Raw genomic sequence first — 21,179 nt, 5'->3', positions numbered from 1 at the left:
CTCGGCACGCCGCTCGGAGCGCAACCCGGATGCTGAGGAACCCGGAGGCAGAGGAACCCGGTCGTCGACGCCCCGACCGTGGGCTCCGTACGCGCCCCGCGTGCCCGCCTGCTTCTGAGCGCGGCCGCCGAGGTCGTCTGCCGGGTCAGGCGGGGGACGGCAGATCGCCCCCCGGTCGCCCGCGCCGGGAGCCTCGCGTCATGCGCTGTTCGAGCCGCGTGCGGCAGTCCGGCCACTCCTCCGCGGTGATCGAGAAGATCGCGGAGTCACGGAGCCGACCCTCCTCACCCGCCACCCAGGACGGGGACGAGTTGCGCAGCACACCCTCGAACTGGGCACCCACCCTCTCGATCGCGGCCCTCGACCGAGCGTTGCGCGCATCCGTCTTCAGGTCGACCCGCGCCACTCCCCAGTTCTCGAACGCGTGCCGGAACAACAGGTACTTCGCCTCGGTGTTCACGCCCGTCCCCTGGGCCGACCCCGCGAGCCAGGTGAACCCGACCTCGATCGCGTACAGTTCACCGCTCGTCGGCAGCAACCGCGGGTCCCAGTAGGCCGTGGTCCCGATCGCCCGCCCCGACGCCCGGTCCACCTGTGCGTACGGGGCCAGTTTTCCGGCGGCGGCGCGGGCGAGTTGGGCGTCGACGTACCCCTCGACCTCGTCGGCCGTGGGCACCCACGTGAACCGGTAGGAGCTGCGGTCGTCCTCCGCCGCCACGGCCAGGTCCGCCGCGTGGCGGTGCTCCAGCGGCTCCAGACGCACGAGCGTGCCGTCCAGAACCGGTCCCTCAAGCGTGAAACCCATCGCTCACCCATCACGTGCCCGTACGGATCGTCGGTGTGCGGGCCACAGCCGAATCCGCAGCCCCAGGCCCAGGCCCAGGCCCAGGCCCAGGCCCGTAGCGTTGCAGAGCTTTCGCGCCCTGTCGCGCGGAATTCGACGCGAAGCGGGAGCCGGCGAGACCCACCGTCGCCCGGAGCGTGCGCCGAGTCCAGGTCTTCCGCTGCGGCCGGGAGTTCCGCGGACGGGTCACGCACGCCTCGGCCGGCCGGATCGCGTAGAGCATGCAGCAACCGGTGCGCGTGCGGGTGGCGTACGTGCGGCCGTCCTCGTCGGTCGGACGGCAGAAGTCGGCGCCTGACGGGTAGGGGGAACGGCGGCCGGCAAGATGTCGGTCGCGGCGCGTACGGCGTCTTCCTCCCGGTCCAGCATTCTGCCGATGTTCCAGATCCCGGACACGAGGTCGTCACCGACCATGCCCCACAGGGGGCACACCCCGCGCCGCGCGACGGCCCGATGGCGGCCAGCAGTGGACGCATGCGATCGGCCATCGCCAGACGCAACGCCGTGTGCGAAATGTTTTCTTGATGGAACGTCAGCGCACCGGCGAGGGCGTCGTCCGCCAGGCGGGCGAGCTCCCTGCCAGGGGCGATGACGTACGTACCCGAGGCGAGATCCAGCCACAGGTCCTGCGGGCGGATGTGCGGCACTCGTCGTTCGAGGAACCACGCTCCTCCATCAGCAGGCCCACCGACCAGGCGTAGCCGTGCAGGGCGCGTGAGGCGGCGGCATGCCGGCGGACGGTGGCCCCGTGGCGGTCCCGGATGCGGGCGGCCTCGGCGTCGACGAAGGCGTCGAGCGCGCCTCGGCCCGGCATCAACTCCTCGGCCGTGACCCCCGTTTCACGTACGCCCGCTTCGCGTACGCCCGTCTCACCCACGCCGTCACCCGGCTCCGCGACCCGCACGGTCAGCGCCTCGCAGACGTCGGCCGATCGAGGGTAGACGTCGCCCAGAGCGTGCGTGACGACGTCGGCCGAGGAGGTCTTGAGTGCCATGGCCCGGGCGCTCCGGCACGGAGAGTTCACGGACAGTCACTTCGCGTTCGCGGGCGCGGCGGCTGCCGCCCTGCTCGCCCAGGCGCTCGCCCAGCGCTCGGGTGACCTCTACCCCGTACGGCTGGCGCTCGGCGGCACCGTGCTCCAACTCGTGCTGCTGTCATGGACGTCGGCGGTGATGCTGCTGAACCAGCGGACACTTGACGAGGCGCGGTTCTGGCCGGCGGGGTCCCTGTCCGGCAGGCTCCTGGAGGTGCTGTGGCCGGTACTGCCCACTCTCCTGCCCGGACTGGTCGTCGCCCTCGCCCTCGCCCTCTCCCCCGCCGTCAACGCCCTTGCCCTGAGCGACGATTCGGCGCAGGCACTGGCCGTTCCGGTGGCCCGGATCCGGCCGGCGGGCGGGATCGCCGTGGTGCCGCTCGCCGGTTCGGCGGTCGCCATGGCCGGCCCCGTCGCCTTCATCGGCCTGGCCGCACCCCATCTCGTACGGCCCCTGCTCGGCAACGGCCACCGGCTGCTCGTGCCCGGCTGTCTGATCACCGGCCCGCTGCTGCTCGCCGCCGACGTGCTCGGCCGGCTGGTGATCCGGCCCTCGGAGCTGTCGGTCGGCATCGTGACGGCGTTCCTCGGCGCGCCGCTGCTCGCCCTGCCGGCCCGGAAGGTGGCCCGACGAGCGGCGCCGCCGTGTCCGTACGTACGACGTCCACGTCGCGTGCCCGGGTGCGTCGCCGGGGCCTCGTCTGCGCCACAGCCGCTCTTGCGGCGCTGTTCGCGCTGCTCACGGTGTCCCTGAAGAAGGGTGAGGTGTCGATGCCCGCGGGAACCGCGCTGCGTGCACTGGCCGGGTTCGAGGACGCGGGGGACGTGCTGGTCGTGCAGCGATCAGCCGTTGAAGCGGTGGGCACCCCGCCGGACCGTACCTGTGCGGCCCCGGTGCGGGGCCGCACAGACACACGTCACTGGGCTCAGGCCAGCCGCGCGGACACGATGGTGACCGGCTCCACCGGCACATCGCCGTGCCCGGCCCGGGTCGTGGTGGGCACTCCCTCGATCGCGTCCACGGCCTCGTTGCCGGCCACGACCTTCCCGAAGACCGCGTAACCCCAGCCGTCCTGGCCCGGGTAGTTCAGGAAGTCGTTGCCGTTGGTGTTGATGAAGAACTGGGCGCTCGCCGAGTGCGGATCCGAGGTCCGGGCCATCGCCACCGTGTACTTGTCGTTGCGCAGGCCGTTCTTGGCCTCGTTCTCCACGCGCTGCGGCGCCGGCCGCTGCTCCATCTCCGGGGTGAAGCCGCCACCCTGGATCATGAATCCGGGGATCACCCGGTGGAAAATCGTTCCGTCGTAATGGCCGGACCGGACGTACTCGACGAAGTTGGCCACCGTCTTCGGTGCCTTCGCCTCGTCGAGTTCCAGCGTGATGTCTCCGGCCGAGGTGTTCAGCAATACTTTGGTCATTCGGACATCGTATGTCGCAGGCTCGGAAAACCCGGGAACCTGGCCGCCCGCGCGGAGGTGCGCGCGATCGCCCCACCGGCGGACACGGGCTCCCTCGCCTTTCACCGGGCATCTGACACGAGCCGTCATGTGCCGAGAAGGCCCCGTCATCCGGCGGCGGACGGCAGGGTCCGTTCGTAGATGGTCCCGCCGGGTGTGAACCAACCCGCCTTCTTACGCACCGCGGGGCTCGGGTCGCCGGCGTGGGACGCGCCCAGGGCGGCGAGGGCGCGCGCGTCGAAGTGGGCGAACCTCCCGACGAGTTCGGCGGCCATCGACCGGACGTGCGGGTCGGGGTCCGAGGCCAGGTGGCGCAGTGCGGGTTCGAGGACGCGGTCCGCTCCCGGTGCGCAGGTGTCGCCCTTGCACCGGTCGCAGGCCAGAGCGTGGAGCGCGGCGATCCTCACGCGGGCGTCGGGGTCGTCCGCCATGGCGATGAGTTCGCCCATCGATTCGGTGTCCACCAGGTGATCGAGCAGGCGGCAACAGCCCTCACGCACGGCCAGGTTCCGGTCCCGCAGGCCGGCACGGACGGCGCCCAGTACGCTCTCCCCACGTCGGAGCAACGCGTGATACGCGGCGACGGTGCGCTGAGGATCACCCAGGCACGAGACGAGTGATGCATTGTCGGTCCTGACGAATCCAAGCATGACTTCAGTGTCGGCCGCTCGGCGCATCCCGCCAACGGAGTTTGCGCCCCCACGAGTCAGGCGGACGGCGAGCGACGGCTGACACGTCCGGGCGGCCGATCGCACCCACTGGGCCGGTCTCGCCCGCTGTGACCACCCCACGAGTCCGGCCACCGGATGCCGACAGCGCTCCGGCACCCGCGCTCCGCCACGCATCCTGGACAAGGCACGCGTGGCAGCATGAGCGGCATGGCTGCCTATGTGATCTCCGAGGTGAAGTTCCTGAACCCCGCACTCGCGGACGAGTACAGGCGGTTGGCCGAGGCGTCGATCCTTCGTCACGGGGGCCGCTACGTCGTCCGCGGCGCGCGGCCGGATGCCGTCGAAGGGGCCTGGCCTTCCGAACAGCGGCTCGTGATCGTCGAGTTCCCCGATATGGACCGGGCCAAGGAGTGGTACGCCTCGCCCGAGTACGCGCAGGCACTGAAGCTGCGTCAGGTCGCGCTCGAACGACGGCTCCTCTTCGCCGAGGGCCTGCCCGAGTAGCCGTTGTCCTCCGCTCAGTCTTCCTTGACCGGCAGGCGTCGTACGACGTGGGAGGCCCAGGCCGGGGCGTGCGCGAGCGGACAACGGCGAGCCTGGACCCGGGCCCGGGCCACCACGAGCAGGGCCCGGGCGGCGGCCGGGGTCGGCCCCAGATCGTTGGTCACGGCCACTTCGACACCTCCGTTGTGCTGCGCCGACAGGTTGTAGATGAAAGTGCCCAGCCTCGCCAGGAACGTCCCCGTGACGACTTCCAGGCCGACGACGCCGATCGAGACGGCGAAGACGGTGCCCAGCTCCGGCAGGACATCCGGGCCGTCGCTTCCACCAGGAACCAGACGATGACCGCGGTGACGACCGCCACCACACCGAGGCCGGCCAGGAGCAGGAAGCTCGTCACCATCACCGGCCACGGGTCCCCCTCCGATATGCGCGTCCGTACGGTCGGACGCTCCGGGCCCGGGGTCCCCGTCGGGCGGTGCCGGGCGATGTGCGGCACCGGGTGCCGGATCGGGTCGGCCGAGCGCGATGGGCCGGGACCGGTGCGCGGGTCGTGTGGCTGCTCCGACCGAGGAAGGGGGTGCTGGGGGCGCCGATGCGGGCCCGTCCGGGAGAGACGGTGCCGAGGGCAGCCGGGCGGATTCGGCCGGGAGAGGGGTGCTGGTGGCGCCGGCACCGGTCTCCGGGCCCGGCGGGGTGCCGGATCATCGACTCCGCGGGCCGGCGCGTGACGTACCAGGTCCCGCCGGACACCGCCCACCGCATACACGCCGTCGCCCCGGGGCGGTACGCCTGGACCGTCGCCGAATCCCTGCCCCACCTCTCTGTCCGGTGAGCCGCTCCGCGCACGACCGGGGGCCGCCGGGGACACACGGGCGGGGCCACGACCGTGGCGCCCCGGCCTCGTGCCCCACGGGGCCTCCCCGCCCTTGCGTCATGGGCGGGGCCACGGTCACGGACGTTCTTACGGTGGAGTTCCGTGGGGTAGGGCTCCACGCCCAGCAGGAGGTGGCTCAGGGACCGGTCCTGCCGTACGGTTCGCACGGTGATCTCGGCCGCGCGGCGCGCGGGTCCCCGGCCGACCCGGCCGTGCTCTGCCGCACCCTCCGGTTCATCGCACCCACGGTCTCGTCGTAGGCGTCGGGGATCCGAGCGGCTTCGCCACGGACCGGGCCTGCCGGCGCAGAGTGGGAGGCGCGCTCACCGGGCTCGGCGTGCAGTCCGCCACGACGACCTGAGGTACGGCCCTCACTGCCGCGCGAGCCGCCCCGGTCGAGGGCCGCTGGCGGACGGAGGCGTCACGGCGGCAGCTCGACCACGAGGGGTCGGTGGTCCGAGACGCCGAGCACCGGCGCGCTCTCCGAGCGCACCGCGTCCGCCGCGACGCCCCTCGCGAGGACATGGTCGAGCTGCACGATCGGACGGTGCGCGGGATAGGTCGGGGCCCGGGCCAGATCCCGCCAGCGGTCGGCCCGCCCCCGACCCGGCCACGGGCCCGGCGTCGCCCCGTTGAGCACGGCCCTGGGCAGCGCGCCCGTCAGGTTGAAGTCACCGAGCAGCAGCTGCGGCCGGGGCAGTGCGGCGATCCAGCGACGCACGCGGAGCAACTGGCCGATGTTCCAGCCGGGGACGAAGGAGAGGTGCAGGGCCACGGCCGTGAAGGGGCCCTGCGCTCCGTCGAGCACGGCCGCCACCGCGGCGCGCGGCTGATCCCGGCTCAGGGCGAATCCCGGGTTCCCTGCGACCCGTAGCGGCAGGCGCCACGGCGCCGGGGACAGTCGCAGGACCAGCCACTCCCGCACCGGGAGCCGGGACAGTAGCGCGACCCCGTGCGAGGGAACCGCGTCCGCCTGGTCCGTGTCGCGCGGTCCGTACAGGTTTGGCCCGGGCCGGGCGGGGTCCAACACCCATCCCCGGCCGGGCACCGGCCGTCCGTGGAGGGCGGAGGCGTAGCGCCAGTCGGGCGCGCCCATGGCATCGGCGGCAACGGCGGCCTGGTCGACACGGCCCGACCTGTCCTGAAAGCGGTCGACCTCCTGAAGGGCCAGCACATCGGCGTCGAGGGCGGCGACGGCGTCAGCGAGCGGCCACCAGGGGATGTCGTCCGATGCCGGTGCCGGGCGGCCGCCGCTCCGGAGCCGCCGGCCGTGCAGGACGTTCAGAGTCGCACAGCGCACGCGCGCCTCACCTCACCTCACCTCACCCGGGCGGACGCCGGGACGCGCAATCACCGGTCCCGCCGGTCACGGGCGACCGTCGGATGCCGCGGCGGAGCCCGGACACCTCACGGTCTACCACGCCTCGCCCCTCACCGACGACGACGGCGACAGCGACAGCGACAGCGACGGGGGACGGGCGCCGGCAACGGGACGACGGACGGCGGCGCGACACCGGCGCGTCCGCCACCGGGGCTACGGCCGTCACCCGCTACGGCCTCTCGTCGGATCGTTGCTCCGTTCCCGCTCCCCCGGGCGCCGTCCCGTCGCGCAGGAGCCCGTCGAGCGCCGTGAGGACATGCCCGCAGATCTTGTCCGGTTCGGCGCTGGCCAGCGGTTCCTGGCCGACCACGACCCGCATCAGACCGATACCGAGCAGCCACGCCATGGCGAGCTGGGCGCGCAGCTTGCTGTCGTCGGCCGTGGAGAGGGCGGCGAGCGCGGCGGCGTACTCCTCGCCCAGCGCGCGGACGGTGTCAGGAGCGGCGTCCGCGCTGCCGATGGAGCGCAGGTAGACGGCGAGCAGGCGGTCCGACCCGGGTTTGCCGCCGTCCGCGAGGACACCGCGCAGCGCGGTCTCGAACAGCCGGTCCGGGGGCGTGCCGCTCACCTGCTCCTTGCCTCCCTGGGCCATCACCTCGGTGAGCAGGGCCTTCTTGGATCCGAAATAGCGGAATATGAGCGCCTGGTTCACCCCGGCGCGGCCGGCGATGTCACGGACGGTGGCCGCCTCGTATCCACGCTCCGCGAAGACCGCGCCCGCCGCGTGCAGGATGCGCGTGCGGGTCCCTCGGGCGTCGCGCGGACGGTGTGGGTTGTCCTCTCGCGGGGAGTCCTGCCGCGGGGAGTCCTCTCGCGGGGAGTCCTGCCGTGGCGGGCCACCGCCGGTCCGGTCCTGGTGAAGGGTCTGCTCGCTGGTGTCCACCCTCTGCTCCTTCTGCCGCCGTGGGCCCGCTCGCGCCTGCCGAGGAGCCGTCAGGGTAACGGCCGATTAGCGTCGTTGACCGGCCGGTGCGCACCTCCTAGCTTTGTAAGCACGTGATTACACCAGGGAGGCAGCAGTGACGGCAACGGACCACGCACCCCTCGCCTATCCCTTCAACTCCAGCGAGGATCTGGCCCTGTCGGAGGCGTACGAGCGGGCCCGTGACACCCCGGGACTGTCACGCGTCCAGTTGCCCTACGGCGAGCCGGCCTGGCTCGCCACCCGCTACGCGGACGCCCGGCTCGTCCTCGGCGACCAGCGCTTCAGCCGTGCTCTGGCACTCGTTCACGACGAGCCACGTGCCTCCGAGGGCAGGCGGGACAGCGGGATCCTCAGCATGGATCCACCCGACCACACCCGGTTGCGGTCGCTGGTCGCCAAGGCCTTCACCGTCCGCCAGGTGGAGCAACTCCGGCCGCGCGTCAAGGAGTTGACGTCCGCCCTGCTGGACGAGATGGAGGCGTCGGGCCCGCCGGCCGACCTGGTCGACCGCTACGCCCTGCCCATTCCTGTCGCGGTGATCTGCCGGCTTCTCGGGGTGCCGGAGGAGGACCGGCCGCGCTTTCGTGCGTGGAGCGACGCGGCGCTGTCCACCAGTTCACTGACCGCCGAGGAGTTCGACCGCAACCGCGAAGAGCTGCGCGGGTACATGTCCCAGCTGATCGGCGCGCACCGCAAGGAGCCCCGGGACGACCTGATGACGGCGCTGATCGAGGCGCGCGACCACGACGACCGGCTGTCCGAGCTGGAGCTCGTCGACCTGTGCGTCGGAATCCTCGTCGCCGGCCATGAGACCACCGCCACCCAGATCCCCAACTTCGTGGTCACGTTGCTCGACCATCCGGAGGCGCTGTCCCGCCTCCGCGCCGAGCCGGAGCTGATCACCGGCGCGGTCGAGGAACTGCTGCGCTTCGTGCCCCTGGGCAGCGGGGCCGGTCAGCCTCGGTACGCCAAAGAGGACGTCGAGGTGGGGGGCACCCTGGTGCGGGCCGGGGAGCCGGTGCTGGTCGCCGTCGGCGCGGCCAACCGCGACGCGCTGCGCTTCACCTCGGCGGGGACGCTCGACATCACCCGGAGCGGCAACGCCCACCTGGGCTTCGGCCACGGAGTCCACCACTGCCTCGGGGCTCCCCTGGCCCGCCTCGAACTCCAGGAGGCCATCGGCGCGTTGGTGACCCGCTTCCCCCGGCTGCACATCGCCGGCGACATCACCTGGAAGACGGAAATGCTGGTGCGCGGCCCCCGCGTGATGCCGGTGGGATGGTGAGGCGGCCCATGAGCTGGGAGTTGCGCATCGACGCCGACCGCTGTATCGGCTCCGGTATGTGCGCCGGAACCGCACCGGACCTGTTCGTCCTCGACGACGACCACGCACATCCCGTGCACGAGCACCTCACCGAGCACGACGAGCGCGCTCTGGAAGCCGCGGACATCTGCCCGATGCTGGCCATCAGCATCCGGGACGCGAACGGAACGGAGATCGCGCCCCGCTAGCCACGCACCGCCGGCGAAGCTCCGGTGCCGCGGCGAGCGAACTCGTCGCGGCCCACCTCGGGATCGGTGGGCAGCAAACTGTAAAGACCCAGCTCCAGCCAGGGACACTCGGCACGCACGAGTCCGCGTTCGCCGTGGACCTTGACGGACGACCTGGTGTCGGCCGTCACGACGGTCATGGGCCGCCCCGCCCCACCCCGCCCCGGCCGCCGAGCGCTTCGACCACCAGATCGCACTCAGCGGGCCATGCCCTCCCGCGGCGAGAGTACGACGTCGCGGTCACGCCGGAGTCGGCCGGCTGGCGATACCCCAACCTCAGGGTCCTCACCCTGAAGCCGTGCGAGAGTCACCAACCGACCACCGGAGACGCCGAGTTCCTCGTGCTGCCGCTGAGAGGCGACTGCACTGCCGTGACCGGCGGGCAGGTCTTCGCACTCGCCGGACGCACGGGGCTGTTCGACGCGGTCGCCGACTTCGCGTACCCGCCACCCGACGCGACGGCTCAGATCAGCAGCGCATAACGGCGGGACGTTCGCGCCGCCCTCCGCCCGTGCCGAGCGCGGTGGCCTCCCCGCTCGGTACGGGCGCACGGAGGACGCGCCCGTCGAGCTTCGGGCCGCGGGCGCATGTTCCCGGCAGGTCAGCAACTACTGCCTGCCCGGCACCGCCGCCGAGCAGCTCCCGGTGTGCGAGGTCCTCACCCCGGGCGGCAACCGCGACGAGCGGCTCCTCTTCGGCCCCGAGGAGAACGCGTAACGGAAGCCATCGGGCTCACCACCGCCCAGGCCCTGGTCCGTTTTCCGGCCAACCAGTACAGCGAGCGTGACGGCCAGGAACAGCGCCTGCCCCCGGCGTGTGGGGCATCTTCGGACACGGCAACGTCGCCGGCCTCGGCCAGGCCCTGCTCCAGGCCGCCACCACAGGCGAAGCGGACCTGCCGTGCGCGGCGCGACGGCACGCATGGGACCGCCCGCCGCCCGGCCCAACACTTCGCCGGCGCCGATCCCCGCGGCGGCCGGGACGGCCGTCCACAGCAACACGGAGAGCCGACGTCATCGGCTCCGCAGGCTCCTCATTCCGCCCCGGGCCGGGCGCGGCGGGCGTAGGCGCGGGCGGCGCGGGCGCGGTCGCCGCAGCGGATGGAGCACCAGTGGCGTCGGCCGTGGCGGAGCAGGTAGCGGTTGCAGGGGGTCGAGCCGCAGGCGGTCAGGCGATCGGCGTCGGGGCCGGTGAGCAGTTCCGCGGCGTCGGCGGCGAGGGTGGCCAGCGCGTGCTCGACGATCGCGGTCGTGGGATGCGGTGTGGCGCGGTAGGGACCCTCCCGGTCGTCCCAGTGCAGCAGCGGGGCGGTGGGGACGCGGGTCATCGCGTCGTTGACGGCCGTGACGGCGGCAGGGAGGGCGGGCAGCCCCGCGGTGCGGGAGGCGAGCAGCGACCTGATCTGTTCGCGCAGCGAACGCAGTTGGGTCGTACACATCTCCAGCATGCCGGCATCGACCGGTGCGAGACCACGTGCCGTCAGCCAGTGGTTCGCCTGTGCCGGAGTCGCCAGGAGATCGACCGTGTGCCCGCCGGGCAGGGTGATCGAGCTGTTGGCGAGGGCCAGGGAGATGTGCTCCTCCTCGCCTTGCGCGGGTGGCAGGGACGGTTCTTCCATGACGTACTCCTTCACGCTCCTCATGTTACGTCTTGCACCCAACCGTGAGAAGCAGTTACGGTCACCTCACGGTTCATAAAAATCCATCCGTGAGGTGACTCCATCATGCCCTCGTCCACGCTCCCCGCGGCCCCCCACCCCTTCCCGGTCCACGCCCTCGGCGGCCCGACCGTCCTCTTCGAGTACGGCGGCCTGCGCTTCCTGACCGACCCGACCTTCGACGGCCCCGGCGACTACGGCCGGCCCGGCCGCCCGGTCCTGACCAAGACCACCCCCTCCACCGCCGCCCCCGCCGACCTCGGCCCCATCGACGTGGTCCTGCTCTCGCACGACGAGCACGCCGACAACCTCGACAACTCCGGCCGCGCCCTGCTCGCCGACATCCCGCTCACCCTCACGACACCCGGCGGCGGCCGGCGCCTCGGCGGCACGGCCAAGGGTCTGGCCGACTGGGAGTCCGTGGAGTTGGACCGCCCGGACGGCGGCACGATCACCGTGACCGGAGTTCCCGCGATCCACGGACCGGGGACGCACGAGGAGATCGAGCCGATCACCGGCCAGGTCGTCGGCTTCGTCCTCACCGGAGCCGGCCTGCCCACCGTCTACGTCAGCGGCGACAACGCCTCCCTCGACGCGGTCAAGGAGATCGCCGGGCGCTTCGCCCCGGTGGACACCGCCGTCCTCTTCGCCGGAGCCCCGCGCTTTCCCGTCCTCTTCGACGGCGCGCTGATCGTCCTCGACAGCGCCCAGGCCGCCGAGGCCGCACAGATCCTCGGCGCCCGCCGGGTCGTTCCCGCGCACTACGACAGCTGGGCCCACTTCACCGAGGGCCGCGAGGAGTTGGCGGCCGCCTTCGCCGCAGCAGGCCTCGCCGACCGGCTGGACTGGGGCCGGCACGCCTGAACCGACAGGCCCCGGCCGGCCCGAGCCGGGCCGGAGTACGGAAGGGAACGCCGACGGTGTCGATGAAGCGCTGAGCACGCACCCGGACGCGGCGCATCGGGACGGGGTGGGGCTCGACGGCTCCCCCACCCCCGTCGGACAGCAGAGGCACCCGCCCTGCGACCGGCCGCCGCCGTCCGCACAGATTCCGGACGCCCTGGCCCCGCGGGAGAAGCCCGCCACCTGCTGCCGGCCGGTCGTGGTGGGCGCGTATCCGGCAGGCGTACACCGCGCCAACGGCATGGACGTGCGGGCGGGGGCACCGGTCACCGTGGTCGAGTCAACGCCCGGGCGGGTCACGGGAGTTGTGGAGGGACCGCGTCGACCGGGGCGTGCGAGGTAGCGTCGTCGCATGACGTCAGCGCCGCTCCGGTTCCCGCCGTATCCGATCCGTGGCGTGCGGGTGCTGCACCAACGGCAGAACTGTGCGCCGCAGTTCGCGGACATCACGGTGGACTTCGAGCCCGCGGCGGAGGGCTTGGCCTTCCAGGTGGCGAAGGGGCTGACGGTGGACCACGCGTCTGCCGAGGATCTGCCGCGCTTCTTCGCCGCGATCGCCGCGGGGGTTCGAGAGCAGTTGAGCCTGCCCGAGCACGGGGTCCTGACCGCGGCCAGGGTGGTGCTGCGACAGGTCCGCGCCCACACGCTCGGCTCCCATGAACTCGCCTTCAAGATCGCGGGCTGTCTCGCCGCCCGCAAGGCTCTGGAGCACACGATGGGACCGCACGCCTGAAGGCCGCCGACGCGGTAGCCCAGGAAGCGGCTCCCGGACGTGATTACGATGGATTTCGCGTACAAAGGGCCCGACGACCTCCGGGGCGGCCATGCCCCGCCGGTCTTCGGCCCGGTCGCCGTCCGCTCTCGCGGCGCAGCACGGCCGCGGCGGGATGCGGAGGGCAGATCCGGGTTTCGGCGTGGCGACGACCCCTGGGCGCCGTTCACCCCCGGGCGCCGGATACCCCCGGGCCGTACCGAGCAGGAAGGCGGCATGCTGGTGCGCACGGTAGGCGTGGAGGAGGAGCTCCTTCTGGTCGACCCCCGCAGCGGGGAGCCGCAGGCCATGTCGGCCGCCGTCCTCGCCCACGCGGCCGAGGACGACCCCGGGCAGGAGGTGTTCGAGAAGGAGCTGTTCGGGCAGATGCTGGAGTTCGCCACGCACCCGCACGCGGAGATGGAGCTCCTCGGCGCCGAGATCACGCACTGCCGCCGGGAAGCGGCGCGCCACGCGGGCGAGATCGGCTGCGCGGTGGCCGCGCTGGCCACCTCCCCGTTGCCCGTGAGCCCGACGATCAGCGTGAACGAACGCTACCGGTGGATGGCCGAGCGGTACGGGGTCACCGCCCGGGAACAGCTGGTGTGCGGCTGCCATGTGCATGTGTCGGTGCAGTCCGACGAGGAGGCCGTGGCCGTGGTCGACCGGCTGCGCCCCTGGCTCGCCGTGCTGTGCGCGCTCAGCGCCAACTCGCCGTACTGCCAGGGCCGGGACACCGGCTACGCCGCCTACCGCAGCCGTCTGTGGAACCGCTGGCCGTCGGCGGGACCGACCGAGCTGTTCGGGTCCGCCGAGGGTTATCACCGGCGGGTGTCGGACATGCTGGCCACCGGGGTGATCCTCGACGAGGCGATGGCCTACTTCGACGCGCGCCCGTCCGCGCGCTACCCCACCGTGGAGATCCGGGTGCCGGACGTGTGTCTGCACGCGGAGACCGCCGTGCTCGTCGCCGCGCTGTGCCGTGCCCTGGTGGAGACGGCGGCTCGCGACTGGCGGGCGGGCGAACCGCCGCTCGACCACAGTGTCAGCGTGCTGCGGCTGGCCTCCTGGCAGGCCGCCCACGCCGGCCTGGACGAGGACCTGCTCGACCCGGCGACCATGCGGCCCCGGCCCGCCGCGGAGGTGGTGCGCTCGCTGCTGGACCGCATCGGCGACGTCCTCAGCGAGAACGGTGACGCGGCCCGCGTCGAGCACACGGTGGCCCGGCTGCTCGGCCGGGGCAACGGCGCCTGCGAACAGCGGCTGCTCCTGGAACGCACGGGCAGCCTGCGGGGCGTGGTCACGGAGTGCGTACGGCGCACCCAGAGCGAGTGAGGGGCGGACGGCACCGCTCCGGGTGCCCGTGCGGCGTCGTCCGCGGATCGATGCCCGCCTTGGCGAGGGCTCGTCCGCGCACGGTGACGGGCGGGCGCGTACGGCCCGGTGTCAGGAGCCGGACGCGGAGGTGTGGTGGGCCAGCTCGGCGGCGAGGCGTCGCATGACCGTGCGGTTGGCGCGCCGCATCACGGCCCGGACGGCGGGTGCGAGCATGCGGTCGGCGAGCGGGGCGCGGACCCAGGCGTATGTGAACGCGACACGGCTCCCGCCGGTGCGCAGCGGTGCGAGGGTGTAGGTGCCGTGGGCCAGGCGCCGCCCGCCCGCGCTGACGTTGCGTTCGACGATGCGGCGGGGCGCGTCGGCCTCGACGACCTCGATCGTGACGTCGGTCCTGGCGCCGCCCAGCGCGGCGGTGACCGTGGCGCACGATCCGATGCCGCGGGCGGGGCCGCTGTAGCGCCAGTCGCTCAGGTAGTGGTCGGTGAAGCGCTCGTGGTGAGCCATGACATCGAGGAAGTCGTAGACCTGCTCGGGCGTCTGCGGTACGTCGGTCGACACGGTGACAGACTTCATGTACCACACGGTACATCCGGCATGTACCACTCGGTACACTCGCGACGTGGCGAAGACCGATGACCCCGCCCCGGGCGGCGGGACAGCGCACGGCACGGACGGGGACCGGCGCCCCCGGCTGGTGGACGCGGCCGTCGACCACGTCGCGGCCCACGGCATCGCGGACCTGAGCCTGCGCCGCCTGGGTGCCGCGATCGGCGTCAGCCACCGCATGCTGATCCACTACTTCGGCTCCAAGGAACAGCTCCTCGTCGAGATCGTCCGGACGTCGGAGCGGCGCCAGCGCGAGCTGCTGTCCCAACTCCGCCTGGAGCCGGGCCTGTCGCCCGCCGACGCCGCCCGCCGGCTGTGGCACCGCTTGACGGACCCCGGGCTGGCCGGCCAGGAGCGGCTGTTCTTCGAGCTCTGCGGGCAGGCGCTGCGCGGCCGCCCCGAGGCCGTCCCGGTCCTCGACGGGCTCGTGTCGGACTGGCTGGAGCCGCTGGTGGCCGCCGAGACGGCGGCCGGGGCCGACCCCGTCTCGGCCCGCAACCGCGCCCGGCTCGGCCTCGCCACCGTCCGCGGCCTGCTGCTCGACCTGCTCGCCACCGGTGACCGGGCGGGGGTCGACGCGGCGATGGAGGAGTTCCTCCGGCTCTACTACGGCCCGGAGTGACGCGCGGCATCCTTGTCAACAACCAAGTTCCGGCCAGGACTTGGCCTTGACACCCCCTGCCGTAGACAAATCTTCAACCAAAGGATTTCCCCGGGCGGCAAAGCGTCTACCCGCATAGATGATCCCTGTGTTGTCATGATCATGACCGCCCGGACAAATGCCGGGCACCACACCGGGAGATCCCCCCACATGTCCCGAACAGCACGCCCCCTCGTGACCGCCCTGTCAGCCCTCGCCCTCGCGGCGGCGGGGCTCATCGTCACCACCGGAAGCGCGCACGCGCAGTCGTGCAGCCAGGCCCACCTCCCCCTCCCCGACCCCACGTGTCAGCCCGGCGCCCTCAACCCCGACGTCACCCAGAGCACCATCAACTCCACGATCTGCGTCTCGGGCTGGACCTCGACGGTGCGTCCCCCGAGTTCGTACACCACCGCGCTGAAGAAGAAGCAAATCGTGGAGTACGGCTACACGGACACCAGCACCTCGGACTACGAAGAGGACCACTTCGTCCCGCTCGAACTCGGCGGCGCGCCGAAGAGCGAGCAGAACCTGTGGCCCGAGCCGCACTACGGCACCAAGACCTCGGCCGACAAGGACGTGGTCGAGAACAAGCTCAAGAAGGCCGTCTGCGCGGGCACCGTCAGCCTCAACGACGCGCAGGACGCCATCATGACCGACTGGACGACGGCACTGGCGAAGCTCGGCCTCGGCTGAGCCCCGGTCTACGCCACGGGGGCCGGCTCCCCACTCGGGGACGCCGGCCCCTCGCTCGGTCGACCGCCCCGTCAACTCCCTTCCGAACAGGCCTGGTTCTGCGCCGCAGCACGGACGAACCGTCCGGAGCTCCGCTCCCGGGAGACGCCCGCAGGCCGCATGTCGCCGGCGTGGCCACCGCCCTCGACGGCGCCCTCGCATACGTGGAATTCGCCACAATTCACTCCCTTTAGGGCGGATAACCGCGTAAGAGTGGATCCTTAATGCCGGTTGCGCCCCTCCGGTCAACCGGCTCCAGGGATGCACCGACCAGCGACATGGGAGAAGCGTTTGATCACGGCACGTAAGCGACGCACGGGACTGATAGGAACGGCCGGCGTGCTCGGCGGCGTACTCGCGCTCACGGCTCTCGGCGGTACCAGCAACGCTGCCACCAGCGGCAACGGCAACGGGAAGCCCCCGAAAACGCAGGCGCAGGGAGACCGAACGGTCGCCCAGGACGTTTCCGCCGCGCGCATAAGGATCACGCCCGGTCAAGGTGCCCACAACGTCGGGATCGACAGCCCCGTCAACGTCACCGTCAGCAACGGCAAGCTCACCAGGGTGACCATGACCGCCGTCGCGACCGGCACCGAGATCCCGGGCACGCTGTCCGCGGACGGCACGTCCTGGAAGCCGAACGGGCGCCTGGCGCGAGCCACCACCTATCAGGTCGAGGCGGAGGCTGCGGACGCCAAGGGCCGCCCCGTCACCGGGAACGCCACGATCACCACGGTCTCCCCGGCCAACGACTTCATCGGGCACCTCTCCCCCGAGAACGGCTCGACCGTCGGCGTGGGCATGCCGGTGACGGTCGACTTCGACAAGGCCGTAGGCGACAAGGCCGCCGTGGAGTCGAAGATCCAGGTCAGCTCCAGCAGCGGCCAGCGGGTCGTCGGTCACTGGTTCAACGACAACCGTCTGGACTTCCGCCCCGAGAGCTACTGGAAGCCCGGCTCCACCGTCACCGTCAAGCTCACCAGCCACGGCATCCGGAAGACGGTCACGTTCACGATCGGCCGGAGCCAGATCAGCACCGTCGACGCCAGGACGAAGCAGCTGACCGTCGTACGGGACGGCAAGACGATCAAGACCATCCCCATCTCGTCCGGCAGCCCCGAGCACCCGACGTACAACGGTCAGATGGTCATCTCCGAGAAGTTCCGGCAGATCCACATGAACGGTGCGAGCGTCGGCCTCACGAAGAAGGACGGCACGGCCGCGTACGACATCAATGACGTACCGCACGCCATGCGCCTGACCGACTCGGGCACGTTCATCCACGGCAACTACTGGGGTGCCGACTCGATCTTCGGCAAGGTCAACACCAGCCACGGCTGCGTGGGCCTGAAGGACGTCAAGGGCGGCGGCGACGACAGGCAGCCGGCCGCGTGGTTCTTCGACAACTCGATGATCGGTGACGTCGTGATCGTCAAGAACTCCGCGGACAAGACCACGTTGGCCCCGGGCAACGGGCTCAGCGACTGGAACATGCCGTGGAGCAAGTGGGTCGCGGGCAGCGCGACCGGCTGACGCCCCATCGGCCGCGGCATTCCGCACCGTCCGCCGTCACGGCGTGATCCGCTGATGTGGGCGAAGCGGCCCCCGGTGTTATTCAATGAGGTGTGCCGTCAGGGATCTCGGGCCTCGTCGGACGGGTCCGAGTACGGCCCCGGCGCCGCGCCGGGGATTGCCGAGAGAGCCGCATGGACTCCACACCCTCCGCCTCGTCCTCTTCGCCGTTCGACCTGGTCAGCAGCGCTCTGGGGCGCTACTTCCCGAGCGGCGGAGCGGCAGCGGCCGCAGGGCCTGCCGGCGCGCAGGGCGACGGCACCGCAAGGCGGCGTGTACCCGACGACACGGCGGACGGCGGTCAGGAGCGGATTCTCGGCGCGATCAACCTGGACGAGGATCTGAGGATCACCCGCTGCAATCTGGACGCCCCCGTGTTCGCGGGTCTGGAGGCCGTGCCCGGGAGCCCTTTCGTCGATCTCCTGCCTCCCGGGGACGTACCGACGGTCACACGGCGGTTGCGGCAGGTCCTGGAAACCGGTGAGGCGCACGTCGCCCGGATCCAGCGCCTGCGGCGCGGCGACGGGTCGGAGCTGGTGGTCTCGCTGAGCATCCTGCCCGCAGCGGCGCCCCAGGAAAGCCTGACCGTCTCCGTGATCGCCATGGCCAGGAGGCTGCACCTGTACGCCGCCGAGACCGCGATCGGCACCTCGCTGGACATCGGCGAGACCGCGCAGTCGCTGGCGGAGTCCCTGCTGGCCTGGGGAGACGTCGCCGCCGTCGACCTCGACTTCGCCGTGTGGACGGGCGAGGGAGTCACCGAGCGGGCGCAGGGGCGCATCCGGCTACGACGGGCGGCACTGGTGCCGGACCGGGCGTGGCCCGAGGGCTACGTGACTCCGGGCGACGATCTTCCCGGCGACGCGAGCCGCCTGCTGGCGCAGGCCATACGGCGGGCCGACGCCCCGCAGGCCATCGTCATCCCCGACGGGGCGGCGGTCGAGCGGGTGCTCGGCAGTCCGCGCGTGATGCGTGCCCTGGTGCCCGGTGACCGGTCGGCAGGTGTGGCGTGCATACCGCTGGTCCTGGACAGCGCGCCGCCCGTCGTGCTGGGCGTGGCGGAGGTCTGGCGGCGGTCGGACCGCCCCTTCCGCGACAGCGAGCTGTTCGACCTGCAGGAACTCGTGGCCAGGACCGTCCACCACGTCGACCTGGCCCGTCAGCACCAGCGCGAGCACACGCAGGTGCTGGCGCTACAGCGCCGACTGCTGCCGCGGACCGGTGGCGACACCATCGAGGTCGCCAGCGTCTACCAGCCCGCCACGCCCGACAGCGCGGGCGTCGGCGGCGACTGGGTGAACAGCTTTCCGCTGCCGGACGGCCGTACCGCGCTGGTGGTCGGTGACGTCGTCGGGCACGGCCTGGGCGCCGCGGCCACCATGGGCCAGCTGAGCATGGAGGCCCGCGCGCTGCTGTCCGCGGGACTGGCGCCCGACGAGGTGCTGGAGCACCTGGACGAGACCGTGACGCTGCTGGACGACACGGAGTCCGGGCTGGCGGCCGGCTACAGCGCCCTCGGGTCGACCTGCTGCATCGCCCTCTACGACCCGGTCAGCTACGACCTGGCGCTGTCCAGCGCCGGCCACCTGCCCCCGGTCCTGGTCTCCCCCGAGGGGCACGCGGTCCCGCTGGTGGTCCGCCCGCACCCCGGCCTGGGCGCCGAGTTCGCGCTGCGGGAGCCGTTCGACGTGCACGCCTTCGACGCACCCCCGGGCTCGCTGCTCGCCCTCTACACCGACGGCCTGGTGGAGGATCCGGCGGTGTCGATCGACGAGGGCATCGCCAGGCTGGCGGACGCCGTGTCCGCGGTGCACCCCTGGGACGCCCTGCAGCAGGCCGCACCGCACGTCGTCTCCGCGCTGGCACCCGCGCACCAGCGCGACGACGTGACCCTGCTGCTCGCGCGGATGATCGGCTACCGCAAGGGGGACACCGCGACCTGGCGGCTGCCCGCCCGCGACGACGCGCCCGCCCGTGCCCGCGCGCAGGTCTCCGCGCTGCTGCGGCGATGGGGCACCAGGGCCGACACCCGGGACAACGTGCTGCTGCTGGTCAGCGAGCTGGTCACGAACGCGGTGCGCTTCGCCACCGGTCCCATCACGGTACGGCTGATCAGAGCCGGTCACGGCCTGCTGTGCGAGGTGGGCGACACCGGGAACGGCAGGCCTCGTCTGGGCCGGGGCGGCCTCCTCGACGACGGCGGTCGCGGCCTGCAGACCGTGCACAGGCTGACCACCCGGTGGGGAGTGCGGTGGACGGACACCGGCAAGGTGGTCTGGGCGGAAGTCGCGAGGTGACGCGGGTGCGGGGCGGGGAGTGGGGTGGGGTGGGTGACCGGCGTACGACATGTGATGCGCACCGCCTGTCCGCCGGTGCGAGTGGTGCGGGTGGCGCGGGGTCGCGCTACAGCCACTCGCCTTCCAGGGCGGTGGCGGTCAAGCCCGGGGCCGCCGCGTACAGGACGGCGCGACTGCCCGGCTTCTGCCCGGTGTCGTACGCCCGCCGCATGATGTCGAACACGGCGGCGCCTCCGCGGTTGCCGCTGGTGTAGCTGTCCCGGCTGTAGTCCAGCAGCCCCGACGGCCACGCGTCGGGCATCGTCTGCTCCATGTACTCCAGCACGCGGGTCCCGCCGGGGTGCGCCAGGAGCACGTCGGGGTGCCAGGAGTCGGGGTCGTCCCGGTAACGCAGGCGCAGCCACTCCCACATCGCGGTGACCGTCTCCTGGACGGCGCGCGGCCCACGCCGGTCCATCACGAAGTGGGTGCCGTCCGCCCGCGTCTCCAATCGGTGCAGGTCGTGGGTGCCGGGCAGGGTGTGGTGCCAGGCGGCGTCCAGCCGCAGCGTCGACTCGCGCCTCGGACGGCCCGTGACCACCGCGGCGACCGCGGTGTCCGCGAACAGCAACCGGACGATCAGGGATTCGAGCGTGTCGTCCGCGGGCTGGTAGGTCGTGCTCAGCGCCTCCGCGATCACGACCAGGACCACCCGGTCGGGGTCGGCGGCCACGAGGTCCGCCGCCAGTGCCAGGGAGCGGGTCCCCGCGACACAGGCCCACTGCGTGGCCGGCAGCAGCATCACGTCGTTGCGGAGGGGGAGCTTGTTGGCCAGGGCGACGTCCAGGCCCGGCAGCGCCGGGGTGGTGGAGTGACTGGTGATCAGGCAGTCGATGTCCGCGGCGTCCAGCCCGGCGCTCTGCAGGGCCCCGCGCGCCGCACGCTCCCCGTAGGACTGCACGGCCTCCCAGGCCGGCGCGGTGCGTTCCTGGACGGTCTGCGGCGCGGGTATCGCCTCAAGTGCGGCGATCGCGCGGTCCACGTCCTGCTGGGTGAACCCGTCGCGTGCCAGCGCCTCTTGGGCCGCCCCGGTGCCGACAGCCCGCAGGCCACCGCCGTCGCCGGGCGCGACGGCGGCCTCCAGCGGCAGCATCCACCCGCGGGTTTCGATGCCCGTGCCGGCCGCGATGCCGTCGATCCGCGGCGCCCACGCGGCGTGCGGGTGCCGCTCGCGCACTTCCGCCACGATCTGGCTGGTCTCCACGGGGTGTTCGCCGTGTATCACGGCAGGAGGACAGAGGTAAGCGGCCATAAGGGGGCACCTTCCCGGGGGAGGAGGAATGTCACGAGTGCTGTGTCATGGGTCACTTTGGGCGCCGCGCCCAAGAGGTTGCCGAGGGGCTCCACTTGGGGCGCCGATGTCCGCATCGAGCATGGACACCAAAGGGACATTTCCGCTGT

At 72.2% G+C, this 21,179-nt stretch carries 22 protein-coding genes and 2 pseudogenes; 13 read left to right on the top strand and 11 right to left on the bottom strand.

Features of this window, described 5'->3' with window-relative positions:
* Window positions 1-145: 145 nt before the first annotated feature.
* Both ACZ4MF_RS15400 and ACZ4MF_RS15395 read right to left on the bottom strand, forming a co-directional pair.
* The gene (locus ACZ4MF_RS15400) at window positions 146-805 is read right to left on the bottom strand and encodes a GNAT family N-acetyltransferase (RefSeq protein ID WP_467492494.1); all 660 of its coding nucleotides are present in this window, start codon (window positions 803-805) and stop codon (window positions 146-148) included.
* Between the two features lie 571 nt (window positions 806-1,376).
* On the bottom strand, window positions 1,377-1,838 hold the full coding sequence (locus ACZ4MF_RS15395; protein WP_467492493.1) for a hypothetical protein: 462 nt from the start codon (window positions 1,836-1,838) through the stop codon (window positions 1,377-1,379).
* Between ACZ4MF_RS15395 and ACZ4MF_RS15390 the strand changes: the two are divergent.
* A pseudogene (locus ACZ4MF_RS15390) lies at window positions 1,837-2,508 on the top strand (FecCD family ABC transporter permease); the annotation flags it as partial. The gene ACZ4MF_RS15395 and the pseudogene ACZ4MF_RS15390 sit on opposite strands and share 2 nt — an antisense overlap.
* A gap of 295 nt (window positions 2,509-2,803) precedes the next feature.
* Here the strand turns inward: ACZ4MF_RS15390 and ACZ4MF_RS15385 are convergent.
* Window positions 2,804-3,295, bottom strand: a complete 492-nt coding sequence (locus tag ACZ4MF_RS15385; RefSeq protein WP_467492492.1) for a peptidylprolyl isomerase — start codon at window positions 3,293-3,295, stop codon at window positions 2,804-2,806.
* A gap of 146 nt (window positions 3,296-3,441) precedes the next feature.
* Window positions 3,442-3,798 (bottom strand): HEAT repeat domain-containing protein, encoded by a 357-nt coding sequence (locus tag ACZ4MF_RS15380; protein ID WP_467492491.1) that lies wholly within the window; start codon window positions 3,796-3,798, stop codon window positions 3,442-3,444.
* A gap of 414 nt (window positions 3,799-4,212) precedes the next feature.
* On the opposite strand from ACZ4MF_RS15380, the gene ACZ4MF_RS15375 reads away from it, so the two are divergent.
* A complete protein-coding gene (locus ACZ4MF_RS15375; protein ID WP_467492490.1) occupies window positions 4,213-4,509 on the top strand; it encodes a DUF1330 domain-containing protein in 297 nt (98 codons plus the stop codon).
* Between the two features lie 14 nt (window positions 4,510-4,523).
* Here the strand turns inward: ACZ4MF_RS15375 and ACZ4MF_RS15370 are convergent, their stop codons facing one another.
* The 3 genes from ACZ4MF_RS15370 to ACZ4MF_RS15360 form a co-directional block, all read right to left on the bottom strand.
* Complete coding sequence (locus tag ACZ4MF_RS15370; RefSeq protein WP_467492489.1) at window positions 4,524-4,919, bottom strand: DUF3566 domain-containing protein; 396 nt, start codon at window positions 4,917-4,919, stop codon at window positions 4,524-4,526.
* An 885-nt stretch (window positions 4,920-5,804) separates the two neighbouring features.
* Window positions 5,805-6,683: an endonuclease/exonuclease/phosphatase family protein gene (locus tag ACZ4MF_RS15365; protein WP_467492488.1), complete on the bottom strand. Its 879-nt coding sequence runs from the start codon at window positions 6,681-6,683 to the stop codon at window positions 5,805-5,807.
* A gap of 250 nt (window positions 6,684-6,933) precedes the next feature.
* The gene (locus ACZ4MF_RS15360) at window positions 6,934-7,647 is read right to left on the bottom strand and encodes a TetR/AcrR family transcriptional regulator (protein ID WP_467492487.1); all 714 of its coding nucleotides are present in this window, start codon (window positions 7,645-7,647) and stop codon (window positions 6,934-6,936) included.
* A gap of 136 nt (window positions 7,648-7,783) precedes the next feature.
* Between ACZ4MF_RS15360 and ACZ4MF_RS15355 the strand changes: the two genes are divergently transcribed.
* Together ACZ4MF_RS15355 and ACZ4MF_RS15350 are read left to right on the top strand one after the other, a co-directional pair.
* Window positions 7,784-8,974, top strand: coding sequence for a cytochrome P450 (locus tag ACZ4MF_RS15355; RefSeq protein WP_467492486.1), 1,191 nt, complete (start codon window positions 7,784-7,786; stop codon window positions 8,972-8,974).
* 8 nt (window positions 8,975-8,982) lie between these two features.
* Window positions 8,983-9,201 carry a ferredoxin gene (locus ACZ4MF_RS15350; RefSeq protein ID WP_467492485.1) on the top strand — a complete coding sequence of 73 codons (219 nt, stop codon included), beginning with the start codon at window positions 8,983-8,985 and terminating at the stop codon, window positions 9,199-9,201.
* On the opposite strand, the gene ACZ4MF_RS15345 is transcribed toward ACZ4MF_RS15350, so the two are convergent.
* Window positions 9,198-9,380 carry a hypothetical protein gene (locus ACZ4MF_RS15345; protein ID WP_467492581.1) on the bottom strand — a complete coding sequence of 61 codons (183 nt, stop codon included), beginning with the start codon at window positions 9,378-9,380 and terminating at the stop codon, window positions 9,198-9,200. The genes ACZ4MF_RS15350 and ACZ4MF_RS15345 overlap by 4 nt on opposite strands.
* Here ACZ4MF_RS15345 and ACZ4MF_RS15340 point away from each other — a divergent pair.
* Both ACZ4MF_RS15340 and ACZ4MF_RS15335 read left to right on the top strand, forming a co-directional pair.
* The gene (locus ACZ4MF_RS15340) at window positions 9,336-9,722 is read left to right on the top strand and encodes a 5-deoxy-glucuronate isomerase (protein ID WP_467492484.1); all 387 of its coding nucleotides are present in this window, start codon (window positions 9,336-9,338) and stop codon (window positions 9,720-9,722) included. The genes ACZ4MF_RS15345 and ACZ4MF_RS15340 overlap by 45 nt on opposite strands.
* Before the next feature lie 55 nt (window positions 9,723-9,777).
* Window positions 9,778-9,957 (top strand): annotated as a pseudogene (locus ACZ4MF_RS15335) (5-deoxy-glucuronate isomerase); the annotation flags it as partial.
* 316 nt (window positions 9,958-10,273) lie between these two features.
* Here ACZ4MF_RS15335 and ACZ4MF_RS15330 read toward each other — a convergent pair.
* On the bottom strand, window positions 10,274-10,882 hold the full coding sequence (locus ACZ4MF_RS15330; protein WP_467492483.1) for a CGNR zinc finger domain-containing protein: 609 nt from the start codon (window positions 10,880-10,882) through the stop codon (window positions 10,274-10,276).
* An 81-nt stretch (window positions 10,883-10,963) separates the two neighbouring features.
* Here ACZ4MF_RS15330 and ACZ4MF_RS15325 point away from each other — a divergent pair, with 81 nt between their 5' ends.
* The 3 genes from ACZ4MF_RS15325 (at window position 10,964) to ACZ4MF_RS15315 (ending at window position 13,886) form a co-directional block, all read left to right on the top strand.
* Window positions 10,964-11,761, top strand: coding sequence for an MBL fold metallo-hydrolase (locus ACZ4MF_RS15325; protein ID WP_467492482.1), 798 nt, complete (start codon window positions 10,964-10,966; stop codon window positions 11,759-11,761).
* Window positions 11,762-12,152: 391 nt separating this feature from the next.
* Entirely contained in the window at window positions 12,153-12,533 is a 381-nt protein-coding gene (locus tag ACZ4MF_RS15320) for a hypothetical protein (protein WP_467492481.1), read from the top strand.
* Between the two features lie 261 nt (window positions 12,534-12,794).
* Window positions 12,795-13,886, top strand: coding sequence for a glutamate--cysteine ligase 2 (locus ACZ4MF_RS15315; protein WP_467492576.1), 1,092 nt, complete (start codon window positions 12,795-12,797; stop codon window positions 13,884-13,886).
* A 111-nt stretch (window positions 13,887-13,997) separates the two neighbouring features.
* Here the strand turns inward: ACZ4MF_RS15315 and ACZ4MF_RS15310 are convergent, their stop codons facing one another.
* Window positions 13,998-14,462: an SRPBCC family protein gene (locus tag ACZ4MF_RS15310; RefSeq protein WP_467492480.1), complete on the bottom strand. Its 465-nt coding sequence runs from the start codon at window positions 14,460-14,462 to the stop codon at window positions 13,998-14,000.
* A gap of 46 nt (window positions 14,463-14,508) precedes the next feature.
* Here ACZ4MF_RS15310 and ACZ4MF_RS15305 point away from each other — a divergent pair, with 46 nt between their 5' ends.
* The 4 genes from ACZ4MF_RS15305 (at window position 14,509) to ACZ4MF_RS15290 (ending at window position 19,739) form a co-directional block, all read left to right on the top strand.
* Window positions 14,509-15,117, top strand: a complete 609-nt coding sequence (locus tag ACZ4MF_RS15305) for a TetR/AcrR family transcriptional regulator (protein WP_467492479.1) — start codon at window positions 14,509-14,511, stop codon at window positions 15,115-15,117.
* Window positions 15,118-15,306: 189 nt separating this feature from the next.
* Window positions 15,307-15,831, top strand: coding sequence for a hypothetical protein (locus tag ACZ4MF_RS15300; RefSeq protein WP_467492478.1), 525 nt, complete (start codon window positions 15,307-15,309; stop codon window positions 15,829-15,831).
* Between the two features lie 300 nt (window positions 15,832-16,131).
* The gene (locus ACZ4MF_RS15295) at window positions 16,132-17,403 is read left to right on the top strand and encodes a L,D-transpeptidase (protein ID WP_467492477.1); all 1,272 of its coding nucleotides are present in this window, start codon (window positions 16,132-16,134) and stop codon (window positions 17,401-17,403) included.
* Window positions 17,404-17,576: 173 nt separating this feature from the next.
* On the top strand, window positions 17,577-19,739 hold the full coding sequence (locus ACZ4MF_RS15290; protein ID WP_467492476.1) for a SpoIIE family protein phosphatase: 2,163 nt from the start codon (window positions 17,577-17,579) through the stop codon (window positions 19,737-19,739).
* A gap of 106 nt (window positions 19,740-19,845) precedes the next feature.
* Here ACZ4MF_RS15290 and ACZ4MF_RS15285 read toward each other — a convergent pair whose 3' ends face one another.
* Window positions 19,846-21,030, bottom strand: a complete 1,185-nt coding sequence (locus ACZ4MF_RS15285; RefSeq protein ID WP_467492475.1) for a type III polyketide synthase — start codon at window positions 21,028-21,030, stop codon at window positions 19,846-19,848.
* Window positions 21,031-21,179 lie beyond the last annotated feature (149 nt).

The organism is Streptomyces sp. NPDC025793 (assembly GCF_055558375.1).
The sequence above is the reverse complement of the archived record's forward strand: the minus strand, read 5'-3'. Positions and strand labels throughout refer to the sequence as shown.

Bases quoted from the DNA above. Each gene is read 5' to 3' on its own strand.
- ACZ4MF_RS15400 (WP_467492494.1), bottom strand. From the start codon at position 805: ATGGGTTTCACGCTTGAGGGACCGGTTCTGGACGGCACGCTCGTGCGT.
- ACZ4MF_RS15395 (WP_467492493.1), bottom strand. From the start codon at position 1,838: ATGGCACTCAAGACCTCCTCGGCCGACGTCGTCACGCACGCTCTGGGC.
- ACZ4MF_RS15385 (WP_467492492.1), bottom strand. From the start codon at position 3,295: ATGACCAAAGTATTGCTGAACACCTCGGCCGGAGACATCACGCTGGAA.
- ACZ4MF_RS15375 (WP_467492490.1), top strand. From the start codon at position 4,213: ATGGCTGCCTATGTGATCTCCGAGGTGAAGTTCCTGAACCCCGCACTC.
- ACZ4MF_RS15350 (WP_467492485.1), top strand. From the start codon at position 8,983: ATGAGCTGGGAGTTGCGCATCGACGCCGACCGCTGTATCGGCTCCGGT.
- ACZ4MF_RS15345 (WP_467492581.1), bottom strand. From the start codon at position 9,380: ATGACCGTCGTGACGGCCGACACCAGGTCGTCCGTCAAGGTCCACGGC.
- ACZ4MF_RS15330 (WP_467492483.1), bottom strand. From the start codon at position 10,882: ATGAGGAGCGTGAAGGAGTACGTCATGGAAGAACCGTCCCTGCCACCC.
- ACZ4MF_RS15325 (WP_467492482.1), top strand. From the start codon at position 10,964: ATGCCCTCGTCCACGCTCCCCGCGGCCCCCCACCCCTTCCCGGTCCAC.
- ACZ4MF_RS15320 (WP_467492481.1), top strand. From the start codon at position 12,153: ATGACGTCAGCGCCGCTCCGGTTCCCGCCGTATCCGATCCGTGGCGTG.
- ACZ4MF_RS15310 (WP_467492480.1), bottom strand. From the start codon at position 14,462: ATGAAGTCTGTCACCGTGTCGACCGACGTACCGCAGACGCCCGAGCAG.
- ACZ4MF_RS15300 (WP_467492478.1), top strand. From the start codon at position 15,307: ATGTCCCGAACAGCACGCCCCCTCGTGACCGCCCTGTCAGCCCTCGCC.
- ACZ4MF_RS15295 (WP_467492477.1), top strand. From the start codon at position 16,132: ATGCACCGACCAGCGACATGGGAGAAGCGTTTGATCACGGCACGTAAG.
- ACZ4MF_RS15290 (WP_467492476.1), top strand. From the start codon at position 17,577: ATGGACTCCACACCCTCCGCCTCGTCCTCTTCGCCGTTCGACCTGGTC.
- ACZ4MF_RS15285 (WP_467492475.1), bottom strand. From the start codon at position 21,030: ATGGCCGCTTACCTCTGTCCTCCTGCCGTGATACACGGCGAACACCCC.